Origin of the sequence: Paenibacillus apiarius (genome assembly GCF_017052585.1) — a bacterium.
Lineage (GTDB): Bacteria > Bacillota > Bacilli > Paenibacillales > Paenibacillaceae > Paenibacillus_B > Paenibacillus_B apiarius.
On sequence record NZ_JAFFHZ010000001.1, the window covers coordinates 1,255,511 to 1,277,813 of the forward strand.

Sequence of the window (22,303 nt, forward strand, 5' to 3'; positions counted from 1 at the left end):
GTGTAAATGTATCTATGAAAGCAAAACGCTGGTTTACGATGTTAACCATTATTTCCATGCTGTTCCTGGCAGTCGTCGGATGTTCTAGCGGCGCCGCTCCGGCAAGCACGGGCGATTCGGCCGAGGGCCAAGGGGATACTGCCGTTCCGGCTGTAAAGGAAGAAGATAAGACGCCAGTCACGATTCAATATTGGCACTCTCATGCGGAAGCCCAAGAAGAGGGCTTGACGTATATGATTGCAGAATTTCACAAGAAATATCCTTACATTACGATTGAGCCAGTCTATCAAGGCGGCTATGGCGATCTGCACAAGAAGCTGCTTGCTGCGGTCGCGGCGAACGACGTTCCTGCGGTAACGAACGTTGAGGTCTCTTCCTTGCCCATGTTTGCTCATGATGGAATCTTTGAAGACCTTACCTCTTATATCGAGCGCGATCAGGTCGACATGACCAGCTTCTCCGAAGGCATGGCGAAAGCCTATGCTTACGAAGGACGCCAATTCGGGTTTCCGCTTATCGTGAGCATGAGCGTCATGATTTACAACAAGACGATGATCGACAAGCTAGGCGTCACACCGCCGCAATCCTGGGACGAAGTCGAAGCGTTCAACAAACAGGTCACGGTGAAAAAAGACGGCAAAACCGAGCGTTATGCTCTTTCCGTCCCAGGATGGGACAACTGGTACTATGATCCGTGGATGATCAACGGCGGCGGTTCCGTCTTGAACGCCGATATGACGCAAGCCAGCATCGATTCGCCGGAAAGCCTGCGCTACATTCAAAACTTCAAACGTTGGGTAGATGAAGGCGCCATGCATATCGGATACGGCAAAGGAGCGTCCGGCACAATGCGCCAAATGTTCCTGGAAAGTAAAATCGCCATGATTGAACACACTTCCGCCATGATTAAGACATATGTGGAAAATGCAGACTTTGAAGTCGGCGTCTCCTTCCTGCCTGGCGATAAAACGCGCATTTCCAATATCGGGGGAGCGGGTATCGTCATGATGAGCGGTGCCAAAGACGACCAAAAAGAAGCAGCATGGAAATTCATTCAGTTTATGACAAGCCAAGAGCATAACATTCAATGGGCGGAGAAAGTCGGCTATTTGCCAACACATAAGTCAGTCGTCGATACCGAAGAAGGCAAAGCTTATCAGGAACGCTGGCCGCAATATAAAGCGGTGCTCGAAAATTTCGATAACGTTCAGCCCCGCCTCCAGCATCCGCTGTATCCGGAGTTCAGCAACTTCTATATTGAAGCAGTCGGAAAAATGGTGCTCGAACACGGGGATCCGGCTCAATTGATGAAGGAAGCGGCAGCGGAAATCAACAAAGTGCTGGAAGACAGCAATTAAGCGTGATCAAATCCGTAATGCTTCGTGATCAAATATTGAACTTTTCAGCACCGAGAAGGTTGCTTGAACCTGAAGAGGGAGGAGCGGAGTGTAGGCAGAACCTACATGAGCACCTGAAATGTTTCTAAAGGAAACATACTTTGGAAGCATAAGCTCTTCGAAGGTGAATGCAAGATTCGATGTCGAATCAGCTTCCAGTTATGCTTCGTGATCAAAAGTTCAGCGGTCAAGCAAGGCTGTATCCCCTCAAGTATGGACACAGGGCGTGCGGCTTTGGCTTGGCCTTTCTATTATCAGTTGATTCCGTTCTAAGGAGAGGGCGAATATCGATATGAATTCACATTCGGAACAATCTTATGCTGTACAGCCTGCCCGGCTATCCGCCAAACGGCCTTGGTCTTGGTACCGCTTCTTTGAAAAGTGGAAGGACTTCAGTTTCGCGCTGCCGGCGCTGCTATTCTTGCTCGTGTTTACTTATTACCCGCTCATCTACTCGATATACATCAGCATGACGAACTGGAACATGACGCGTCCGATTAAGAAGTTCGTCGGCATGGAGAATTATACGAAGCTGTTATCGGGGGAAGAGTTCTGGAAAGTATTGACCGTCACGTTCAAATATACCGTGTTCGACGTCTTCTTCACGATTGTTATCGGTCTCGGGCTGGCGCTGCTGTTCAACTCCACATCAAAAATATTCAACTTCCTGCGTGCCGTTGTCTTTATGCCGTATTACATCTCGATGGTTGTAGCCGCCATGATTTTCTTATGGATCTTCAACGCGGAATACGGCTTGGCGAATCACATTCTTCATCTGGCCGGGTTCGACCCCGTAGCCTGGATGACGAATCCGAATACGGCACTATCTGCGCTCATCACCGTGTCATTATGGAAGGGCGTCGGCTTCGCAATGCTGCTCTTCATCGCAGGACTTCGCAGCATTCCGGTGGAATATTACGAAGCGTCAAGCATTGACGGGGCCACGCGCTGGAGCCAGTTCCGGCATATTACATTGCCGCTTTTGTCTCCCATGACATTGTTCCTTATCATTACGAACTTTATCGGCTCGATGCAGGTGTTCCAATCGATCGATATTATGACGAACGGCGGACCGCTTAACGCAACGAAGGCGATGGTGTTCTGGATTTATCAGATGGCCTTCTCCGACTTCCGCACCGGCCGCGCATCAGCGCTTGTCGTCATCTTCTTCATCATTATTATTACGTTGACCGTCATTCAACTATGGATTTCCAAAAAACGAGTACATTACGAAGGGTAGGCTTAGCGGATGTCCAAATCCATCTCATCTTCCATCCGGTTGGCAGCAGCCATCTTAATAACGATACTGATGTTTTTTCCAACATACTGGCTCGTTGTCACCTCGCTTAAGACGCCGTACGAGCTGCGTCTGGCGATTCCCTCCTTCTGGCCGGAGTCATTCCGCTGGCAAAATTACGTCGAGGCATTTCAAGCTTCGCCGTTCGGACGTTATTTTCTCAATACGACGATCCAGACATTCGGCATCATGTTCCTGCAAATCAACGTCGCCATCTGGGCCGCCTTCGCATTCGCCAAAGGGAACTTCCGGGGCCGAGACAAATGGTTCATTCTCGTGCTCGCAGCGCTAATCGTGCCGGAGCAGGTTACCTTCGTGCCGGTCTATGTGATGATGTCTAAGCTCGGCTGGTTGAACACGTATTTCGCGCTCATCGTCCCCCACGGAGCGTCGGCATACGGTATCTTTTTGCTGCGGCAGTCGTTCAAATCATTGAATAACGATGTGCTGGAGGCGGCGCGCGTGGACGGCGCGGGACGATTCCACCAATTGTACCGCATCCTCGTGCCGATGGCGATGCCGACGATTGCGACACTGATCGTGCTAACGTTCATCAGCAGCTGGAACTCTTACTTCTGGCCGCTCATTATGACGAACTCCGATAATATGCGCGTGCTCACTGTCGCCGTGGCGATGATGCGTGACTCTGTGGCAGGCGATGAGGCGTTGACCTTCCATATGCTGAGCGCTGCGAGCGTCATGGTCATCCTGCCGATTGTCATCGTGTTCACCTTTGCCCAGAAGCATATTGTGGCGGCATTGGCCAATTCGACATTTAAATAACGCATAAGCAAAAAGATCGAGTGAACGGTTTGAATCTAATCAACCCGATGAAAATATAGGAGGCGATGGCATGTGTTCAACTAAGCAAGCACAATGGAAACAAAGCGCGCGCGGGCTGCTCCTGCTTGGCATTCTATTCTGGACAACCGCATGCGGCAGCGGCTCCGGAGGGGCGTCTGATATATCGGCTGCCAAGGAGCCTGCGTCTTCTGCCACCGGCACAACTGCCGTTCCGTTGACCAAAACAGCACAGGCTCCCGTTCGGTATGGAAAGCTGACACAGCAAGAAGTCGAGAAGAAGATGCGCATCGATAAAAAGGAGTTCCGGCCGATCCTGGAGCTGGCGACACTTGGTCCGATTATTCCAGGTCTGCATGAACAGGTCATTCCGCAAGGGCTCGCCTACGCGCCTGAACAAGGCTGGCTCGTGATGTCAGGCTATCGGGAAAAAGGCGGAGTCAGCGTACTCGCCCTGCTGGATGCCAAAAGCGGATTACTGCTGAAATCGTTCGAGCTGTATGAAAAGAATAACAAGCCTTATACCGGGCATGCAGGCGGCACGGCCGTCACACCGGGTTATGTGTGGATCGCTTCGGGCGGCGAAGCGCGCTACTTGTCAATCGAAGCGCTCAACAAGGCGGAGGACGGAGGGCGCGTTGTGTTCGAGGGCAGTCTGAAGACCGGCGTCCGCGCTTCGAACGTTGCGTATGAAGACGGATTGCTATGGGTCGGAGAGTTCGCCCACGGGACAGAATATCCGACGGATCCGTCCCACCACTTGCGGACCCGCGACGGCGAGGAATACCGTGCGTGGATGGAAGGCTATGAGATAGACGCCCAGACTGGCTTGCCGCCGCAGCTTGCCGCCAGCGCAGAAGCTCCGCTTCCCGCGGCGATCCTATCCATTCCGAATCGCATTCAAGGCATGAGTCTATGGAAAGGCCATTGGATATTAAGCGATTCATTCGGACGCAATAGCGAGAGCACCATCCTCTTCTATGCCGATCCGCGCAAGGAAGCCCCGCACATGAAGGTGAAGCTCGGAAAAGAAACTGTCCCGGTATGGTTCCTCGACAACAAAGCTATGATGGACAAGCTGGATGGGCCCCCAATGTCAGAGGAATTGGCGGTTATTGAAGATTCGCTGCACATTTTATATGAATCCGGTGCAGAGAAATTCGCCACCTCCGGAAGCTACGCCATGGATACGATGCATGTTCTCGATATGAACGCCGTACAAGCAAAGTGGGTTCAGTAGCCTGAAGCCGTCGTATATGACGGCTTTTTCATTTTCCTTTATAATGAAGAGGCTAGTCAAATCATTGATTGTATAAATGAACAGGAGTCTTGTCCTATGAACGAAGCAAAACTGAACGAATACATGCGGCGGAAAGAAGAGATTCTCTCAACAGCTAATGAAGAGATCTCCGCGCTTGTTGCGGAATTGATGGCAGATATGGAGCAGTTGATGAAGGACAACGAGCGGCTGCGCAAATCGCTGCAAGCTGCCGGTAAAGGCAAGCCACGCGCTTGCATGTCCACCAAACTGAAGGACGCGCTATACGAATAATTCATCCCTCATTCAACTTTTTTCGTATAATTTGGATAAATCCACTGTTTCCTCCAAAACATAAAGCTACATCTGTCTACTCGATGAAAATAGAATGTGCGGAGGAACACCAATGAACAAGAGAATCATATTATTGGTTCTGCTTGCGGTATCGGCCGCTGGATGCAACCCGTCCACCAAGCCACCCGCAGCCAAAAATTCGCAAGAAGGCTACACCATTCAACAACGGAAAATCAAAATGGCAGCGAAGGAAACACCAAATCTTGCCGGGGGTCAAGAAAGTCAGGTGCGCAAACCAAAACCCCTGTCTTTAGCAGAGCTTCGCAAAAAATACCGTTCACATTTCGTGCTGCAGGGACCTTCGGATCGGAAGCGCGTCAGCTTGACGTTCGATGACGCGCCAGACAACCAATTCACTCCGCAGGTGCTGGATGTGTTGAAACAATATGGCGTAAAAGCCACCTTTTTCGTCGTCGGCAACCGGGCGGAAAAGTATCCGGAAATCGTTCAACGCATGGTAGACGAGGGACATTTAATAGGAAATCACTCATACACTCACGCCAACTTGCCTAAATTGTCTGACGAAAGCTTTCGCGACGAGGTAACCCGGACCGAAAAAATCATTCGGCAATTGACCGGGCATCATATGCGTTATATTCGGCCTCCCTATGGCAATATAAGCGAAGAACAGATCAAATGGCTTGCCAGCCAAGACATACTCATCGTGAACTGGAATGTTGACTCGCTCGATTGGAAAGGGTTGACTGCAGAACAAATAGAAGCGAACATTATGAGCCATCTAACACCCGGGGCTATCGTGCTGCAGCATTCCGCTATCGGAGAAGGCGGAGATCTGTCCGGCACCGTCAAGGCGCTGCCGCTTATCATTGAGCAGCTCAACGAGCAAGGCATTGACATCGTAACGCTCCCCGATTTGCTGAACAAGCCCGCTTACCGCCAGTAATTAACGAATCCCTTGCCGACTCGGCAAGGGATTGTTTGTTTTGATTTGACTTATTATTTTGCTTGTCAAGCGTCATTCCCATAACCCCAAAGATTGATAGATTTCCTTGGAGACAACACCGTCCTCTGGAAGTCCATGCAACCGTTGATATCGCTTCAATGCGGTCGTCGTCGCCCCGCGAAATCTCCCGTTACATTCACCTTCGTACAACCCAGCCGCTTGCAGCCGATTCTGTATGAGCAGCACATCCCCGCCTGCATCGCCTTCCGCCAGTCTTCGCGGCTCCCGGTACAGTCCGCCTAGCACATGTCCCAGCATCGTGACTTTCGTTCCGACGGGTACCCGTTCAAATAACTCTTCCACATCCCTGTTCCGCATCCGCACACAGCCGTGACTTCGGTTATGGCCGATAGAATCGGGACGATTCGTACCATGAATGCCATAGATCCCCCACGGTACATTGAGCCCCATCCATCTCGTTCCGAATCCCGATCCCCAATGCTTCCCTTTAAAAACGACCTCATATTGTCCGACGGGCGATGGAGTAGCGGGATTGCCGAGGGCTACCCGATATTTCTTGACCGGTCTGCCGTGAATGAAGAAAGTAAGCTCGTGCTTGGAAGGATCGACGACGAGATGAACCGCTTCTTGCTCTGACATAATCGGCAGCGGTTCAGCTTGCGCCTTGGACGGCAGCATGAGCAATATCATCACCAACAGCAGGAACGAAACGGCGGTATGAATAATCGGGCACATTCTGCGATAAGCAGATATGCATTTTACTGTATCGTTGTTTAACATCATCATTTCTTCCTATGGTGTTCGTAATCTGTACTATCCCAGTAATAATATGGATTAAACGCCGCAAATTTATCCGCCGCAAAACCTCGCAGACTGTCCCGATACTAAAAAATATATGTCATATGTATTCATCGTATGGATGCATAACTCATTACACGCATATGAAGAAGGCAATGTTCTGTTCGCCCCGAACTTGGGCTGGAGAAACGTTGAGCTGAAGCGGACTATAGAGGAGCGGTTTCCCGGGGCGATCGTCACGGTCGACAATGAAGCTCGGGCAGGCGCCATTGGCGAATGGGAGTACGGCGCAGGCGAGAAGGCGCAGCACCTCGTCTATGTCAGTGCAGGGGCCGGCATCGGCACCGGAACGATTATCGGAGGGGAATTGTTCAAGGGCGCATACGGCTATTCTGGCGAAATGGGACACATGACGATTGCAGCGAACGGCCGCAAATGCAGCTGCGGCAACCGGGGCTGCTGGGAGCTGTACGCTTCGGAGAAGGCGATTGCAGAAGCTGGCAAGAACGTGACCTATCATAGCTTGGAAGAAATCATGCAAGCTGCTGAGCAGGATGAGCCGATCGCGCTTCATACGCTCTATCAGATTGGAGAGTACTTGGGCGTCGGCATCGCCAATATTATTAACACGTTCAACCCGGAGCTAGTCATTATCAGCAACAAGCTCACCCAAGCTGAACGCTGGATCCGCAAGCCGCTTCTGCGGACGGTGCAGCAGCGCACGCTTCAATCTCATCAACATGGATTGCAAATTCATTTTTCCTCGCTGCAGCAGCGTTCGACCGTGCTTGGCGCGGCCAATGAGGTCATTCAATCATTTGTCGGACGAACTAGAGTGTCCGTATAAACGCACAAAGGACTGCCTACTGTCCGTCTGATAGAAGAGTAGGCGGCCTTCGACTCGGACACCCGCATCATTGCTCGCAAATTTGCTGAAAAAATTAGCGCACCGAACGTAAACATTCCATCATGTCAAAAAAGCCGGAATCACAATCCCGGCTTTTCCCCGGTGTATGGTTAGAACCAGCCGGAGCGCAACACGATCACCAACAAAATGAAGAGAACCAAAATTACGCCTGTAGAAGTAAAGAAACCACCACATCTTCCAGCAATGTCGCTCATTTTTTGTCCTCCTTCACCGTTATTAATGTGTACTTGCGTTGTTATTGTATGGCCTGCTGTGGCAAAATGATTCTATTAAATGCCCACATCCATCAAACTTGCGCTTCTGCCCTGCCAGCGGTAGCACATTGTCAAAAAAATCCTGTATAATGAAACGGAATTCATATACTTAGGAGGTTTGTTCCGTTGCATCCAAACATACATATATTTCACGAAGCGCCTACACCAGAGGAATATACATCTTTGCGAGTCGCTGCCGGTCTCAGTCCCAAAAGCTTGGCCGGAGCCGAAATCGCTTTGAAAAACTCCATCTTTGCAGTCACATTGAGACATGAAGACGAGCTCGTAGGTATGGGCCGAATCATCGGAGACGGCGGTTGCTTTTATCAAGTTGTAGACATTGCGGTTGCCCCTTCTTATCAAGGACAAGGGTTGGGGAAGATGATTATGGCGGAGATCACCAATTACTTAGAGCATAACGCGCCCGATAAATCTTATGTAAGCTTATTGGCAGATGTACCAGCCGATCATCTATACAAAAAGTTTGGTTTTGATTACACGCATCCCAAGTCTCTGGGCATGTTCAAAAGGTACTAGGGCAGCAAACAACTTCATGCAGACTAGAAATAAACCATCCGTCCAATGAACTGTGACCCGTAAGAGAGACACTTGAAAAAAGTGACCCTCTTACGGGTCATTTGTGTTTTAATCAAACTATGGAGAATGGTACGAGGGGATGATCAAATGGGAGTGACAAGAAGAGCGCGAAAGGTATCCACAGAGCAAGAAATCAAACAACTGGAGGCCAACCCAAATGTGCGGCACGTGTCGGGAAAGAATATCACGTATTCGCCAGACTTTAAAGTTGCCGCAATAAAAGCCTATCATGAGGGTCAGACGCCAATAGAGATATTTCTAAAGGCTGGGTTTAAAATGGATATCTTTGGTCATGAAAAGCCCAAAAAGATGTTGCTGCTTTGACGTAAAGGCGACCAGCAGGAGCGTTAACGACAGAAGACAAGCTCAAACGGGCCGGAGCCCGGATTAAGCTGCTGGAAGCGGAGAACGACATGCTAAAAAAGCTCGAAGCGCTCGAAAGGCAAAGTCGTAACACGCTAAAGCCCTCCGAGCGCTTCCAGATGATCAACCAGACGCTTCGCCTACATGATTTGCGTCGGATGACACGCTATCTGTGTCAAGTGGCTGAGGTGAGCCCGAGCGGATATTATCGATGGTTCCGTTTAGAAGAGAAACGACAGCTTCGAGAAGCTGCAGATGAACGAGAGGCGAAGGCGGGTGCCTTGGTAATCAAAATGCGATTGGAGCGTCTGAACGGCATCGTGATGAATCACAAGAAGATCCGTCGACTGATGCGTAAATTTAGGTTGGTCGCCGTCATTCGCCACCCTTACCGCAAAATGGCCAAGAAAATGTTGATGTTGTAATTACCAATACTGGTTTCTCGGGGGAACTGCTTGCCTCCGATGTTTGCATTGAAGGTCACATTAAAGGTAATAAACAGAAAACAGTCTCGGCCACTATTGACTCTCGAGATAGCTATAAAAGTAAAAAAAAGCAATAATAGGTGATTAAACTCCAATACCTTTCACTTGCTAAAGACTTCTCTTCATGAGGAGTCTTTTTCTTTTAATTTAGGTAACAAAAAAGCACCGGTTAAGGTGCTTTTTGAAATCTACATTTTATTCGCCGTAGTCACTGGCGACACCTAATTCCCTGCAGCGGCTCTACTCCCCGATTTTATGTACACCACGTTTTTATCGGCATCCAATGCGGCTCTCACCGTCGTAACATCATTTTTTTCGATGAAGCGGTAATCTTTAAATAAGTTGTCCCATTTCACTTCATATCCCGTAATGTCGATATTGAATAATTTCTTGGCAATCGGGGCGACCGCTTCTTTGGCCTCTTTTTCCGTCATTTCTTTGTTCGTCGTCACCTTATTACCTTGTTCATTGATCAGGCTGGCTACTTTCCCGCTCTCCATGTAAATTGTCACCTTGTCGTCCTGAAGCATCCACGTATTTTCTATCAAACCACCATATGAGAGATGGGCCTTCGTCACGTCAAAATCATGATCTAAAGTCGTTTTCACCGCTTCTGCCGCCGTTTTCAGCAATTTCGGTTCAAGCTCTTTCTTGTCAAAAAAGATCATGACCCCATTGATATACTCTTTCATTGAGGGATGGTTTTTAACCAGTTCTACAGTAAAGTCTTTCCCTGTCAACGTATACGAGGTATGATCTCTCAAATTTTCCTTTTTATTATCATAGTACCGTTCCACGTGCACTTCTTTATCAAATGCGTATGTTTTCTTTGAATACATCCCTTTCAGCACTTTCAGGATTTCATCCTGATCCTTTTTACTGATTTTGTCGATTGTCGTCTTGCTGAAAACGCCCCCTATTTGTCCTGATTTATGATTGTAGAAAACACCATATTTTCCGTCTACAGATTGAACCGTGACCTGGGTAACAAACGTAAGCTCGCCAACATCCTCAAGCTTAATCTCTTTCCCCGCATATTGGCGTACTGCTTTTTGCAGCTTGGCAGCCTGCTTCTTGTCTATTTGAACCTTCTTACTATCCGATTGTTGCTGCTCTTGCTGCTTCTCTTGCGCTCCCTCCGCGCCCGCAGGAATCGGACCTGCCAATGCGGCCAACATGCTGGATACGACCAATGTTGCGACGATAGCTTTTTTTAAGTTCACGGTAAAATCCTCCTATGTAATTACTTGAATATATGATCACTTATTTTATCCTAGCGAAGGAGTTGGGGAAAAACCACAAAACAGTCTATTAATAATAATTAAGAGAACTTTAAAAATATTAAGAAAATCAGATGTTTGCCCTTACGCCTTTCCCACCATACATTAGGATGGTTGAACAATGAAGTAAACACGGCGCAACTTGCTGCCGGCCGATGTATCCGTCTATTCATAGGTGGCAATCGTACGACAAAAATAGACCGTTCCCGCATCCTTCTTCAATCAACACGTATATTTTATACGCATTTATTATTGACGCGCATTATTTATGCGTGTTATAATAGTTCGTGAAGGGAGAGAGAAACACTTGGGGAAGCAACGTACCGTCAGGGAAGTCTTACAAGCGCTCAAAGCTGCGGGATTCTACAAATCCCCCACTCACGGCAAAGGCACTAGCCACCGTCGGTACATACACAAAGAGGACCCTACGCGATACGCCGATGTCAGTTACCACTCCAGCGGCGATGTACTTGCGAAGGGGACGTTGAGAAGTATCGAACGAACATCAGGGGTTGAGTATTAAACCCTTGATGTTCTAATCCCCAATCCTCCCTTCGGAAAAAGATAAAGGAGGCTTCATGATGCCGAATTATATTTATCCGGTTGTTGTTGAAGAAACACCTACTGGTGTGAGTATGTACTTTCCGGATTTTCCAGGCACATCAGTTACGGCTCCATCTGTCGTGGCCGGTATAAAGGATGCTAAGATCATGCTGATTCATCGTATCGCAGAGTTGCACGACAATAACGAGTCTGTTCCGGTGCCTTCTGAGATTGACACAATCCAGTTGGAAGAGCCAAGCGACAGAATTATCTATGTCGAAGTATTTGTAATACCGCCGACCGATGATAAAACAGTAACTAAAAACTGCACTATGCCGAAATGGCTTCGCGATGCTGGAGATGAAGCTGGTCTTAACTTCTCTCAATTGCTGCAGCAATCTGTCCGCGAAGCTCTAGGCATTGAACGGCGGCCGTAACTAGGCCGCTTTTTTTCATAATTAAAAACCGCCTCACAAGGAGACGGCTTTAGGAGAAGGGGAAAATGATACGAATGACAGGGCTCGAACCTGGGAGTTCGGAGTCTTGTTCTTGCGGCCGCCTCCGTACCTCAGCCAAGATTACACTGGTATAAAAGATGCAGCCACCTAGTGCGTATAAGCTCGTATACGGCCAATTCTCTAATTATTTCACATTACCATCATAGCATCTTAGGAATCGTGAGACAGTGGCATCTTAGTCGCACGGTTGCCAAACTCCATCAACTCCGAAAAACAGCGCAGTTAAGGCATTTGTCGCCGCTTTGCTGGGGGGAGACCGGCAGTATGTATTCCATGGCGGATTCGGAAAACCGTATTATCACACATACCCTTCAGAATGGTGGATCAAGTTTGTCACCAGGCATAAGCTAAAACGCATTAGATTTCACGATTTAAAGACATAGCTCTGCTACGTTGCTTATCGAAGCTGGAGCCCCCCCTCAGGGCAATCTAGAAACGTCTTGGGCATTCAAAGTGTCAAACCACGGCCGACATATATGCACATATAACAAAGAAGGTATAACCGACATATTGCTGAGAAGTTCGACAAGTTCGCATCGGGATTTGGTCCCCAATCGGTCCCCAATGCGTAATCTCCTCCAAGCTAGTCCCCAACCACGTCCCCAAAGACAAAAAAGAAAAAGCCTTGTGGCACAAGGCTTTCGAGATTGTTATGTATGGTGCGGTAGAGAGGACTCGAACCTCCACGGGCGTACGCCCACTACCCCCTCAAGATAGCGTGTCTGCCATTCCACCACTACCGCAAGTTCCTAGTAATTCAAGGGATAGGATTTAATTATAGCACATATGTGATATAAAGTAAAATCTTTTATACGAAGCAGAGTTACCTCGCTCTCAGTAACTAGCGAACGCCGGCCCCTCGGAGTCAGCATTCGCTTATATTCTGTTGCTTCTCTGTGTTATTTCAAAAGTTGAAGCACCATATTCGGTAATGTATTGGCCTGTGCAAGCATTGCTTGTCCCGCTTCGGCAATGATTTTACTTCTAGTTAATTCAGCAATGCCTTCTGCCATATCCGTATTTTTGATACGGGATTCCGATGCCGCCAAATTTTCCGCATAATTGCTCGCATGATTCAGAGCATGCTCCAATCTGTTCTGATCTCCGCCTAATCTTGCCCGCCCATTAGAAACTGTATCGATCGCGCTCTTTATCTGCTCGATGGCTTGATGCACATCCGCTTGCTCAGATAAATCAATATTATGAAGACCTAGAGAAAAACTGTCAGTATTGGGGATGACTATATCGATCACATCGTCAGGACTGCTGCCTTTCTGAATGGTTATCACAGCATCCGTACGACCAATAAACGCCTTCCCGTTCATACCAATAGATATATATTCCTTTCCATTCCATGCAAGACCATGCAAAGAAGCGCTACCTATTCTGCTTGTTTCCCAATCCAAACCATCCTTAGAAGTATGTACACTACTCCCACTAAGTGCAACATACTGATGGCCATCGTATAATATTTGTTCCATAAAGTTTCTATTCGAACTAAGCTTAGCTTGATTCCAGTTTACTCCATCTTTTGAAGTAAGGATTGTATTATCGCCTACTGCTACATATTGATTATTTTCCCAAATAACATCTTTTAAATTATTTCCAGTCCCAGACTTCTGAACGCTCCAATGAATTGCATCTTCAGATCTAACGATGGTTCCGTCTTTCCCAACAGCTACGTAATGTTCCCCATTAGAAGCAACTCCCGATAATTGATTATTGGTCCCCGATAACACCGTAGTCCATTTAGCATTCGTTTCATTAGCTTTAGCTGTAATCGCGATTGTCCCATCCTCGCCGACTGCGACATATTTCCCTCCAACTAATTTTGCATCAAATAATTGAGGACTATTTTTTCCCGAAGGTTGACCATATCCCGTTCGCAAATATCCATCTTTAGTGGTGTATACTCCGTGATTCTCTATCACTAAAAACTGCTCTCCGTCCCATTTAACACTATGCAAATTTACGTTTGAAGGAGGAGGTGATGTAGAAGGAGGATACCAATTTACCCCGTCTTTTGAAACCAAAGAGTTGCAATTTTTTCCGACAGCCAAGAACATACTGCCGTTCCATTCTATATCATAAAAATGAGTAGTTGTACCCGTATCAACCTGTTGCCATCTAATAGGCACTTTTCCTTTCCCGTTTCCCCCGCTCAACAGAGATATATCATTGAACTTTGTGGACCTGGCAACGTTATCAATCTCGTAATTAAGTTGTTGAAACTCTAAATTTATTTTTCTCCGGTCGTTTTCATCATATGTCCCTGTAGCCGCTTGCACCGCTAACTGATTCATCCTCTGCAGCATGGCATGAACTTCCGCCAGCCCTCCTTCCGCAGTTTGTACCAGAGATATGCCATCCTGAATATTACTAGCTGCTTGCCGCGCTCCGTTCAATTGAAAGCGCATTTTCTCCGAAATAGCCAGACCCGCCGCATCATCTGCTGCGCGATTAATGCGATCTCCTGAAGAGAGAGCTTCCATCGTCTTCGTTATTTTTTGATTGCTTTTTTTCATATTATTGTGTGCGTTTACAGCATACGAATTATAAGTAATAAACATACCATCCGCCTCATGTATCGTATTTGTGTCAATTATTGTTTACCTTTTAAGTAAAACAGCCTATTTTCCAATATGTATATAGTAATATTTTAGTATATGTTCATATTTAAATTATAACATAATAAAAATAAATTATGTATATTCGCTTACATCGACAAAATATTAACTGATGATGTTTTATAGCAAAAGAACACATTTAAAGAGCTGTGGAAACTAGCTACATTTTTTTCTTTTTATGTATTCACAAAATAATATCCTTCCAAATGAACAGTCTGCCCGTTTAGGATGTTACCGGGGATTTACTGTTCCGAAAGGGAATGAGAAGGACCTGTCTGGATAAAACTACTCTTGAATAAGGGGGTGATATGGATGGATCAAACGACAAAAAACGGACCGAAGAAATTAGAAAAAACCATGAAGACTAGAAACTTTACTCGGGATGACAAATCCAAACCGCATGCTGAAACCATCAAATCCGAGAAGCTCCGTTCCGAAAACGCTGACCGTATTTACGAATAGACATGTGAACCTCCTGATGGTCCCAAGCGGAGCAGGCAGAGGTTAAAGTCGCTTTGCCTATCTTGATTGCAGATTGCGGGGCTGCTGGGGCGTGTCCTGACAAGCATTGGGCTCGTCCTGACTTTCTTCCCCGAAAAACAAAAAAAGCCTTAACATCAAGGCTTTACGATTGCTTAGGTATGGTGCGGTAGAGAGGACTCGAACCTCCACGAGCGTACGCCCACTACCCCCTCAAGATAGCGTGTCTGCCATTCCACCACTACCGCACGTTTAGGGAAATATATGCCCAGCTTCTCTTAATAAAAGAAAAACTGGTGAGCCATGAAGGACTCGAACCTTCGACACCCTGATTAAAAGTCAGGTGCTCTACCAACTGAGCTAATGGCTCATGCTGACCGAACATTGTTGTTCGCCATATCCATCTCAAAAATAGAAATGGTGACCCGTACGGGATTCGAACCCGTGTTACCGCCGTGAAAGGGCGGTGTCTTAACCGCTTGACCAACGGGCCATGCTCAACACTTTCATCGTCACCTCCGCGGCGACAATTAAGAGTATAACAAACGCTATGTTCGTTGACAAGCTTTTTTTTAAAACTTTTTTTACCAAACGGGTAAAACGTTTTGCGCGGAAGACACCACCCGCAGGCCTGCATCCCGCAAGCAAGCGGTCAAACCAAATACGATAAAAAGACAGTCGCCGTGCCAAAATAAACAGTCAAGGAAAAGATATCATTCAACGTCGTTATAAGAGGTCCGGACGCTACGGCCGGATCGGCATTGCACTTGTATAAAATGAGCGGAATGATAGTGCCGGCCATCGTCCCGATGATGACTGTAAGAAATAAGGAGCATCCTACTACAATGCCCAGCGGCAAGCTGGCTTGCCATATTCCCGCCACCAGTGCCACGGATCCGCCGCACACCACGCCAATAATAAGTCCTACGAACAATTCCCGCCATAACAGACGCCGTACGATTGCTTTGTCTATATTCTCAGAAGATAATCCGCGAATGACGACAGCTAGTGACTGCGTGCCCGTATTCCCTGTCATTCCGGCAATCATGGGCATGAAGAAGGTTAACGCCACCACCTGCTGCAATGTTTCTTCGAACCGGCTAATAATGCTTCCGGAGACGAGTCCGAGAAAGAGCAGCATAATGAGCCATGGCAGTCTGCGCCGTGCCGCGGTTACCGGATTCGTGCGAAAGTCGATGGTCTTGTCGGTTGCCGACAGCTTATTAATATCCTCATGCGCCTCTTCCCGCAGGACGTCGATGACGTCATCGACGGTCACGATACCGATGAGCTTGTCGTCCGCATCCACGACCGGCATGGACAGGAAGTCGTATTGTTCGAACAGCTTCGCCACTTCTTCTTGGTCCGTGTCTGCCGTTATGGAAATAACCTTCTCGTTCATGAGCTCCTGTATCGTCTCATTCTCCTGAGCGAGCACCAGCTCCCGATATGACAAGGTGCCGACGATACGCTTCTGTTCGTTGACTACATAAAAATAATGCACGTGCTTCGTCAGCTCTGCAAAGGCCTTAATCTTCTCTACCGCTTCCCGCACCGTGTAGCGGTCATAGAACCACACGTAACGGTTGGTCATCAGACCGCCCGCCGTCTCCGGCTCGTAGGTGAGCAACTGACGCACCGTATCGCTCTCTTCCCGTTCCATCAGCGAGAGGAGGAATTCCTTCGCTTCCAGACTGACGGCCGCCATCATATCGGCGACATCGTCATTATCCATCCGGTTCAGCACTTCCGCGGCGCGTTCGCGCCCGAGCATCTGAAACGCTTCAAGCTGCAAATCCGGATCCAGTTCCCGTACCATCTCCGTCAACTGATCGATATCCAGAGCACCCAGCAAGTGAGAGCGCTTCGTCATCTTCGCATCGCGATAGACGACGGCCAAGTCATACGGCTGCCAATAACGAAGCTCCCGCCTCACCTCTTCTGGCGTGCCTTCCAAGATGCGGTCGGCTTCTTCAAGAATATCCTCCGGTTCAGAGGGGATTCTTCTGTTGTCTTTCAAGTTGTCGCCGTCGTCACGATAGTTGTCTGATGATTTATCGCTCACGTCGCTCACCTCCTGCAATCCTCTTTCTCACCCTGCCTTGTCAGACATGGTACCCCAGTACAATCATACACCATGGTGTTATTCACGAACCAGGACATATGTATGCTAGTTCAGCCGGCACTCATAGTGTATGAAAAAAAGCAAGGAATAACCACGAACGAATCCGCGATAGATCCTTGCCCTGTCTTATATTCGATATATTAAGGCGACATTCCTGCCTCTATAAGCCATTCGCTGCTTTTTTCTTCATCTGTTTCATTCTTCGTGCTATAAACGGCCAAGGAACGAATGATTGGCTCTTCCACGCATTCGGAAATGCGAAGGCGGATGCTGTCGGTCTGCAGCGGTTCAATCCGATCGATTTTTTTATGCCCAATCGCACTGCCCTGCGCCACCTGCTTCCATTCTCCGCCAACCAGGGCCTCCACTTTATAAGCGCGGACCCGTTCGCCGTAAGTGATATCTTCCATCGCAATGACATGGTCGATCGGCCGTTCCGCCCCCCAATCGAGCATAACTTCCGTTCCGGAGCCCTTCGTCTCGGCAAGGCATTGTCCGAAGCGGCGTCGGATTTCCGTGCCGAATTCCCGCACGCGCTCCACATCGCTGTCAGGCAGCAGGCCGCGGTCATCCGGGGAGACGTTCAAAAGCAAGGTAGTCCCATGGCCTACGGAGCGGTAGTACAAGTCCAGCAGGTGATCTAATGAATGCAGGCTGCTCTCGTCATCCGGGTGCCAGAACCAATGTCTCGCCCGAATTGGCACATCGCATTCGGCAGGGACCCATTCCGGCGTGGCTTCCAGCCACGTATTCATATCGCTCGTAAACATGCTTACGCGGGCGCTGCCGGCAGTGTTCCAGCACGGATACGGAGCGACGCCGTCTTCATTGCCCACCCAGCGAATCGTCGGAGCTCCCATATTGAAGATCATCGCATCCGGCTGATGCTGCTTCACAAGGCCAATGATGCGCGGCCAATCGTATTGCCTTCCTTCCGAGCCCGCTCCGTCGAACCAGACTTCCACTAACGGTCCGTAGCCCGTCAAGAGCTCTGTGAGCTGTTCCGCATAAAAATCATCATAAGCGGCAGGATCGCTGTAGCATGCCGCATTGCGGTCCCAAGGAGATACGTACAGTCCGAACAGCATGCCCTCTTCCCGGCATGCATCGGCAACCTCGCGCACCACGTCGCCTTGACCGTTCTTCCATGGGCTGGATTGGACCGAGTAAGCCGTCGTCTTCGTCGGCCACAGACAGAACCCGTCGTGATGCTTAGCCGTCAGAATGACATATTTGAATCCGGCTTCTGAGGCCGTGCGGATCCACTGCCGCGCGTCCAGCTGCGCCGGGTTGAACAGCTCCGGGGAATCGGTTCCGTCTCCCCATTCCTGATCGCAATATGTGTTGATCCCAAAGTGAAAAAACATGCCCAATTCCAAGTCCTGCCACGCTATTTGCTGCGGGGTGGGCAAAGCCAGCTTCGTCTTCGTCATGACGTCCTCTCCCTTGCTTCAAATTCGCAAATTAGTGCGTCAGTATAAGCCATGCATATGTTTCCAAGCACCGGCGGATAACGAATGGCTCCCTTTTATTTGTTAATGGCGTTGCCGTAAATTTCTAAATATTTCGGCAGCTGCAGGCCATCGAAGCCTTTTACGTAAGCATCCCAATCCTTATCCAAGCTTTTGCTGCCGGTAATGAACTGAGCCATGTTCGACTCGACATAGTCACTGATGGACGTCTGCAGTTGAGCCACCAAGGAAGCGTCCTCGGCTGCGATGAATACGTCCGCAGGGAATGCCATTTCCGGCTTCGCGAACGGTTCATATTTCTTCGACTCATTGCGCAGGCGAAGTCCGTAGCCGTCTTCCGCGAACATATCATCCGGCACCGCAAACGAATCGCGCAGCTCGTTCGTCATCTTCATAATGCCAAGCTCCTGCCAAGTGCCGTTCTGAACTTGCGATACTCCCGGCTTCGGTGTTTGCTTGAAGCGCGCAGGTTTGCCGTCAGCCGTTTTTTCGCCTTCCTTCGCTTTGCGCCAGCCATCGCCTTCCTTGCCCAGGCTCGTATATACCGTTGCTTCTTCGGTGTACAGGTAATCCGCAAAGCGAATGGCTGCAATTTGCTGCTCCGGTGTCGCTTTGTTCGTAATCGCGAACTGTCCGTTGCCGGCGCCGACGAAGTACCCGGTCAACTGTACGCCGTTCGGCCCTTTCAAAGGCGGAACCGTTACATATTCCTTGTGGCGCGGCGTCAAATCGTTCGGATTGTACACATAGCTGATAAGCGCTGTCGATACGGCTCCCATCACATTGTCCGGCTTGTTGCCGATTTGCTTGACGGCATCCGCATTCTGGGTGAACGAGGCTTTATCGATAAGCCCTTCCGCATACAGCTTATTGATAAAACGCAACCCTTCGCGCCATGCTTCTTGATTCGGCGAGAACTTAATGCCGTCGTTGTCCATGTACATGTAAGTAGTGGCATCATTATAGATAAAGGCGTTCATCAAGTAAGCATCCAAGCCTCCGCCCCACATTTCCTTTTTCCCCGCCGTAGTGAGCGGCACCTCATCTGCTTTGCCGTTTCCGTTCGGATCCTTCTCTTTAAACGCTTTCAGCATTTGATAGAACTCTTCCGTCGTCTCTGGCATTTTTATCCCGAGCTTATCGAGCCAGGTCTGGTTGACCCACATTTTCGAAGCGTAGGTGCAATGATAACATTCGTTCACTTTCGGGATCGTGTAAATATTGCCGTCCGGCGTCGTCATCGCATCCTTCAAGTACGGAATGTCCGTCATGGCCTGCTTAATGTTCGGAGCATACTTTTCGATTAAATCATTCAACGGAACAAATACGCCCTGCTGTCCATACTTCATCTGATCCGCCTTGGAAAAGTTGCCGGCGAGAATGACTTCCGGATAGTCTCCGCTTGCCATCATCAATTGCTTCTTCTCTTCGATGGCCCCCTCCGGCACGACGTCCCATTTAACTTTAATATTAGTCTTCTCTTCTACAAATTTCGTAAATTCGTTCGTCTCCAGATTTTCTATCGCTGCCGATTGCGGCGCGAACATCTTGAGTGTCATCTGTTCTTTCGCAATCGGGTATTCCCCCACCGGATTGAACAATTCCTCGGCATTCGCGGGTTCATTAGCAGCGGCATTTCCCTTTCCTTCCTCGGTGCCGGCACCGCCCGAACCGCCGGAGCAAGCCGCCAAGAACAAGGAAGCGCACAGCAATACCGCAAGCATTGTCGTCCATTTCAATTTCATCCTACAAGCCTCCCTTATATATTGTCCATTTGGGTTGTAACCTGGCACAGAACTAACCTTTTAACGAACCGATGAGGACCCCTTTAACGAAGTGCTTTTGCACAAAAGGATAAATCATCAGCACCGGAGCGCTTGCCACCACGATAAGCGAATATTTCAACAGCTCCGACATGCCTTGCAACTGCAGCATATCATCCACGTTCGCCATCATCGTAGGATCGACGGTGTTCAAAATAAGGATATTCCGCAGCACGATTTGCAGCGGGAACATATCCGGTGACTTCAAATAAATGAGAGCGCCGAAGTAAGAGTTCCAATGACCCACCGCATACATCAGCGTCATAACGGCCAATATCGGTTTCGAGAGCGGCAGCACGACACTTGTAATAAAGCGGACGTCGCTGCAGCCGTCAATCTCCGATGCCTCCGCCAATTCTTCCGGAATACTCGTCTGGAAGAACGTGCGGGCGATAATAACCTGAAAAACAGCCAATGCGCCTGGAATAATCATGGCCCATCGTGTATCAATCAGACCCAACGATTTCACGACCATATAGTTCGGAATGAGTCCGCCATCGAACAGCATCGTGAAGACGAGCAGCATCATGATGATGTGCCGCCCGTAGAACGTGCGGCGAGACAGCGGATAGGCAATCAGCACCGTCATGACGACGTTTACGAAGGTGCCCGCCACGGCGTAGAAGAGCGAGTTCCCGTATCCGGTCAATATATTCGGGTTCGCAAAAACCGCTTTATATCCAGCCAGCGTGAAATCAACCGGGAACAACCATACGCGGCCTGAATTGACAGCTTGCGGCGAACTGAACGAAGCGCTCAAAATATGCAGCAGCGGGAATAGAACGATAACAAGCGCTCCGCTTAACACGACGTACACGAAGATAAGGAACAGGCGGTCGGGAAGCGACTCGCGAATAGCCGGTTTGCTCATGAATGCTGCCCCCTTTACCACAGACTCGACTCTGACAGCTTGCGCGCAATCGCATTGACCGTCACGATGAGAACGAGGTTGATGATAGAATTAAATAGTCCGATTGCTGTCGAGAAGCTAAAGTTCGCATTTAACAAGCCCACTTTGTACACATAGGTTGAAATAATCTCGGAAGACTCCAAATTGAGCGGGTTTTGCATGAGGTACATTTTTTCGAAGCCGAGACTCATCATGCTGCCTACGTTCAAAATGAGCAAAATGACCATGACGGGGAAAATGCTCGGCAAATCGATATTCCAAATCTTCTGGAAGCGTGTCGCGCCGTCAACCTTGGCAGCTTCGTACAAATCCGGATTGACCCCAGACAAAGCCGCGATGTATATGATTGCGCCGTAACCGGTAAATTGCCACACGTCAGACCAGACATATATCGATTTGAACAGTTCCGGCCTTCCCATGAAGTCGATGCCTTCCAGCCCGAACAGGCGCAACATGTTATTCACCATCCCTACGTTCGGAGACAGGGCGACGATAATGATGGATACCATAATAACGGTAGAAATGAAGTAAGGGGCATACGTGACCATTTGCACAGTTTTCTTGAAGAAACCGTTCTTAATCTCATTCAAAAACAATGCCAATAGGATGGGGGCGGGAAACCCGACCAGCAGGCCGTACAGACTAACCACGATGGTATTGCGGATGTAATTCCAGAAGTAGGGCGAATTCAAAAACTGCTCAAAATATTTAAACCCTACCCACGGACTCTCCCAAATCCCTTTTACGACGTTATACTCTTTAAAGGCGATGAGCACTCCGCCCATCGGAACGTACTTGAAAATGATAATGTAAGCGATTGGAAGAAAAACAAGCACATATAATTGCCAATGCTTCTTCATTTTCTTGCCGGCACCGTCGGCAAACGCGAAGCGCGATGTCGTCAGGCGGCGGGAGGCAGTTCCGGGCGTGACGTTTGCCATATTCCATTCCTCCTTCATTTCTTTTGCAACCGACTTCAAAAGAGGGTTCATTACTGAGGCAGTTCCTATTGCGGCGTCGATAATATCGAGCCTCCCGGGTTGCCTTGATTATAAAAGGCGGAATGAG

The 22,303-nt window shown here is 48.7% G+C and carries 22 protein-coding genes and 4 tRNA genes; 13 read left to right on the forward strand and 13 right to left on the reverse strand.

Annotated elements, in window-relative coordinates:
* Positions 1–14: 14 nt before the first annotated feature.
* The 6 genes from JSQ80_RS05715 (at position 15) to JSQ80_RS05740 (ending at position 6,011) form a co-directional block, all read left to right on the forward strand.
* Positions 15–1,358 (forward strand): ABC transporter substrate-binding protein, encoded by a 1,344-nt coding sequence (locus tag JSQ80_RS05715; RefSeq protein WP_206094674.1) that lies wholly within the window; start codon positions 15–17, stop codon positions 1,356–1,358.
* A gap of 331 nt (positions 1,359–1,689) precedes the next feature.
* The gene (locus JSQ80_RS05720) at positions 1,690–2,637 is read left to right on the forward strand and encodes a carbohydrate ABC transporter permease (protein ID WP_206094675.1); all 948 of its coding nucleotides are present in this window, start codon (positions 1,690–1,692) and stop codon (positions 2,635–2,637) included.
* A 9-nt stretch (positions 2,638–2,646) separates the two neighbouring features.
* Positions 2,647–3,477: a carbohydrate ABC transporter permease gene (locus JSQ80_RS05725; RefSeq protein WP_206094676.1), complete on the forward strand. Its 831-nt coding sequence runs from the start codon at positions 2,647–2,649 to the stop codon at positions 3,475–3,477.
* Positions 3,478–3,547: 70 nt separating this feature from the next.
* Positions 3,548–4,735: a hypothetical protein gene (locus JSQ80_RS05730; RefSeq protein ID WP_206094677.1), complete on the forward strand. Its 1,188-nt coding sequence runs from the start codon at positions 3,548–3,550 to the stop codon at positions 4,733–4,735.
* A 96-nt stretch (positions 4,736–4,831) separates the two neighbouring features.
* Positions 4,832–5,047, forward strand: a complete 216-nt coding sequence (locus JSQ80_RS05735) for a hypothetical protein (RefSeq protein WP_087435739.1) — start codon at positions 4,832–4,834, stop codon at positions 5,045–5,047.
* Between the two features lie 112 nt (positions 5,048–5,159).
* Complete coding sequence (locus tag JSQ80_RS05740) at positions 5,160–6,011, forward strand: polysaccharide deacetylase family protein (protein ID WP_206094678.1); 852 nt, start codon at positions 5,160–5,162, stop codon at positions 6,009–6,011.
* Between the two features lie 72 nt (positions 6,012–6,083).
* Here the strand turns inward: JSQ80_RS05740 and JSQ80_RS05745 are convergent, their stop codons facing one another.
* On the reverse strand, positions 6,084–6,812 hold the full coding sequence (locus JSQ80_RS05745) for a L,D-transpeptidase family protein (protein ID WP_206097483.1): 729 nt from the start codon (positions 6,810–6,812) through the stop codon (positions 6,084–6,086).
* 115 nt (positions 6,813–6,927) lie between these two features.
* Between JSQ80_RS05745 and JSQ80_RS05750 the strand changes: the two genes are divergently transcribed.
* Positions 6,928–7,677, forward strand: coding sequence for an ROK family protein (locus JSQ80_RS05750; protein WP_240463561.1), 750 nt, complete (start codon positions 6,928–6,930; stop codon positions 7,675–7,677).
* A 170-nt stretch (positions 7,678–7,847) separates the two neighbouring features.
* On the opposite strand, the gene JSQ80_RS05755 is transcribed toward JSQ80_RS05750, so the two are convergent.
* Positions 7,848–7,952, reverse strand: coding sequence for a hypothetical protein (locus JSQ80_RS05755; protein ID WP_019422970.1), 105 nt, complete (start codon positions 7,950–7,952; stop codon positions 7,848–7,850).
* 186 nt (positions 7,953–8,138) lie between these two features.
* Here JSQ80_RS05755 and JSQ80_RS05760 point away from each other — a divergent pair, with 186 nt between their 5' ends.
* The 3 genes from JSQ80_RS05760 (at position 8,139) to JSQ80_RS05770 (ending at position 9,397) form a co-directional block, all read left to right on the forward strand.
* Positions 8,139–8,549 (forward strand): GNAT family N-acetyltransferase, encoded by a 411-nt coding sequence (locus JSQ80_RS05760; protein ID WP_206094679.1) that lies wholly within the window; start codon positions 8,139–8,141, stop codon positions 8,547–8,549.
* Positions 8,550–8,696: 147 nt separating this feature from the next.
* Positions 8,697–8,933, forward strand: a complete 237-nt coding sequence (locus JSQ80_RS05765) for an HTH domain-containing protein (RefSeq protein ID WP_206094680.1) — start codon at positions 8,697–8,699, stop codon at positions 8,931–8,933.
* Positions 8,934–9,022: 89 nt separating this feature from the next.
* The gene (locus JSQ80_RS05770; protein WP_206094681.1) at positions 9,023–9,397 is read left to right on the forward strand and encodes an IS3 family transposase; all 375 of its coding nucleotides are present in this window, start codon (positions 9,023–9,025) and stop codon (positions 9,395–9,397) included.
* 281 nt (positions 9,398–9,678) lie between these two features.
* Here JSQ80_RS05770 and JSQ80_RS05775 read toward each other — a convergent pair whose 3' ends face one another.
* Positions 9,679–10,680 carry a hypothetical protein gene (locus tag JSQ80_RS05775; RefSeq protein ID WP_206094682.1) on the reverse strand — a complete coding sequence of 334 codons (1,002 nt, stop codon included), beginning with the start codon at positions 10,678–10,680 and terminating at the stop codon, positions 9,679–9,681.
* Between the two features lie 325 nt (positions 10,681–11,005).
* On the opposite strand from JSQ80_RS05775, the gene JSQ80_RS05780 reads away from it, so the two are divergent.
* Both JSQ80_RS05780 and JSQ80_RS05785 read left to right on the forward strand, forming a co-directional pair.
* The gene (locus tag JSQ80_RS05780; protein ID WP_240463562.1) at positions 11,006–11,260 is read left to right on the forward strand and encodes a type II toxin-antitoxin system HicA family toxin; all 255 of its coding nucleotides are present in this window, start codon (positions 11,006–11,008) and stop codon (positions 11,258–11,260) included.
* A gap of 58 nt (positions 11,261–11,318) precedes the next feature.
* Positions 11,319–11,717: a type II toxin-antitoxin system HicB family antitoxin gene (locus JSQ80_RS05785; protein WP_206097484.1), complete on the forward strand. Its 399-nt coding sequence runs from the start codon at positions 11,319–11,321 to the stop codon at positions 11,715–11,717.
* Positions 11,718–12,455: 738 nt separating this feature from the next.
* On the opposite strand, the gene JSQ80_RS05790 is transcribed toward JSQ80_RS05785, so the two are convergent.
* Together JSQ80_RS05790 and JSQ80_RS05795 are read right to left on the reverse strand one after the other, a co-directional pair.
* Positions 12,456–12,541: transfer RNA gene (locus tag JSQ80_RS05790), tRNA-Leu, on the reverse strand.
* 156 nt (positions 12,542–12,697) lie between these two features.
* Complete coding sequence (locus JSQ80_RS05795; RefSeq protein WP_206094684.1) at positions 12,698–14,368, reverse strand: flagellin; 1,671 nt, start codon at positions 14,366–14,368, stop codon at positions 12,698–12,700.
* A gap of 369 nt (positions 14,369–14,737) precedes the next feature.
* Here JSQ80_RS05795 and JSQ80_RS05800 point away from each other — a divergent pair, with 369 nt between their 5' ends.
* Positions 14,738–14,887 carry a hypothetical protein gene (locus JSQ80_RS05800; RefSeq protein ID WP_176392953.1) on the forward strand — a complete coding sequence of 50 codons (150 nt, stop codon included), beginning with the start codon at positions 14,738–14,740 and terminating at the stop codon, positions 14,885–14,887.
* A gap of 180 nt (positions 14,888–15,067) precedes the next feature.
* Here the strand turns inward: JSQ80_RS05800 and JSQ80_RS05805 are convergent.
* The 8 genes from JSQ80_RS05805 to JSQ80_RS05840 all read right to left on the reverse strand — a co-directional run bounded on the left by JSQ80_RS05805 (position 15,068) and on the right by JSQ80_RS05840 (position 22,176).
* A tRNA-Leu gene (locus tag JSQ80_RS05805) sits at positions 15,068–15,153 on the reverse strand.
* Between the two features lie 46 nt (positions 15,154–15,199).
* Positions 15,200–15,275: transfer RNA gene (locus JSQ80_RS05810), tRNA-Lys, on the reverse strand.
* Between the two features lie 48 nt (positions 15,276–15,323).
* Positions 15,324–15,398, reverse strand: a tRNA-Glu gene (locus tag JSQ80_RS05815).
* A 159-nt stretch (positions 15,399–15,557) separates the two neighbouring features.
* Positions 15,558–16,907: a magnesium transporter gene (gene mgtE, locus JSQ80_RS05820; protein WP_418888892.1), complete on the reverse strand. Its 1,350-nt coding sequence runs from the start codon at positions 16,905–16,907 to the stop codon at positions 15,558–15,560.
* Between the two features lie 263 nt (positions 16,908–17,170).
* Positions 17,171–18,463 carry an alpha-L-fucosidase gene (locus tag JSQ80_RS05825; protein WP_206094685.1) on the reverse strand — a complete coding sequence of 431 codons (1,293 nt, stop codon included), beginning with the start codon at positions 18,461–18,463 and terminating at the stop codon, positions 17,171–17,173.
* Between the two features lie 95 nt (positions 18,464–18,558).
* Positions 18,559–20,247, reverse strand: coding sequence for an ABC transporter substrate-binding protein (locus JSQ80_RS05830; protein ID WP_206094686.1), 1,689 nt, complete (start codon positions 20,245–20,247; stop codon positions 18,559–18,561).
* 52 nt (positions 20,248–20,299) lie between these two features.
* Positions 20,300–21,196: a carbohydrate ABC transporter permease gene (locus JSQ80_RS05835; RefSeq protein WP_206094687.1), complete on the reverse strand. Its 897-nt coding sequence runs from the start codon at positions 21,194–21,196 to the stop codon at positions 20,300–20,302.
* 14 nt (positions 21,197–21,210) lie between these two features.
* Positions 21,211–22,176, reverse strand: coding sequence for an ABC transporter permease (locus JSQ80_RS05840; RefSeq protein ID WP_087435750.1), 966 nt, complete (start codon positions 22,174–22,176; stop codon positions 21,211–21,213).
* Positions 22,177–22,303 lie beyond the last annotated feature (127 nt).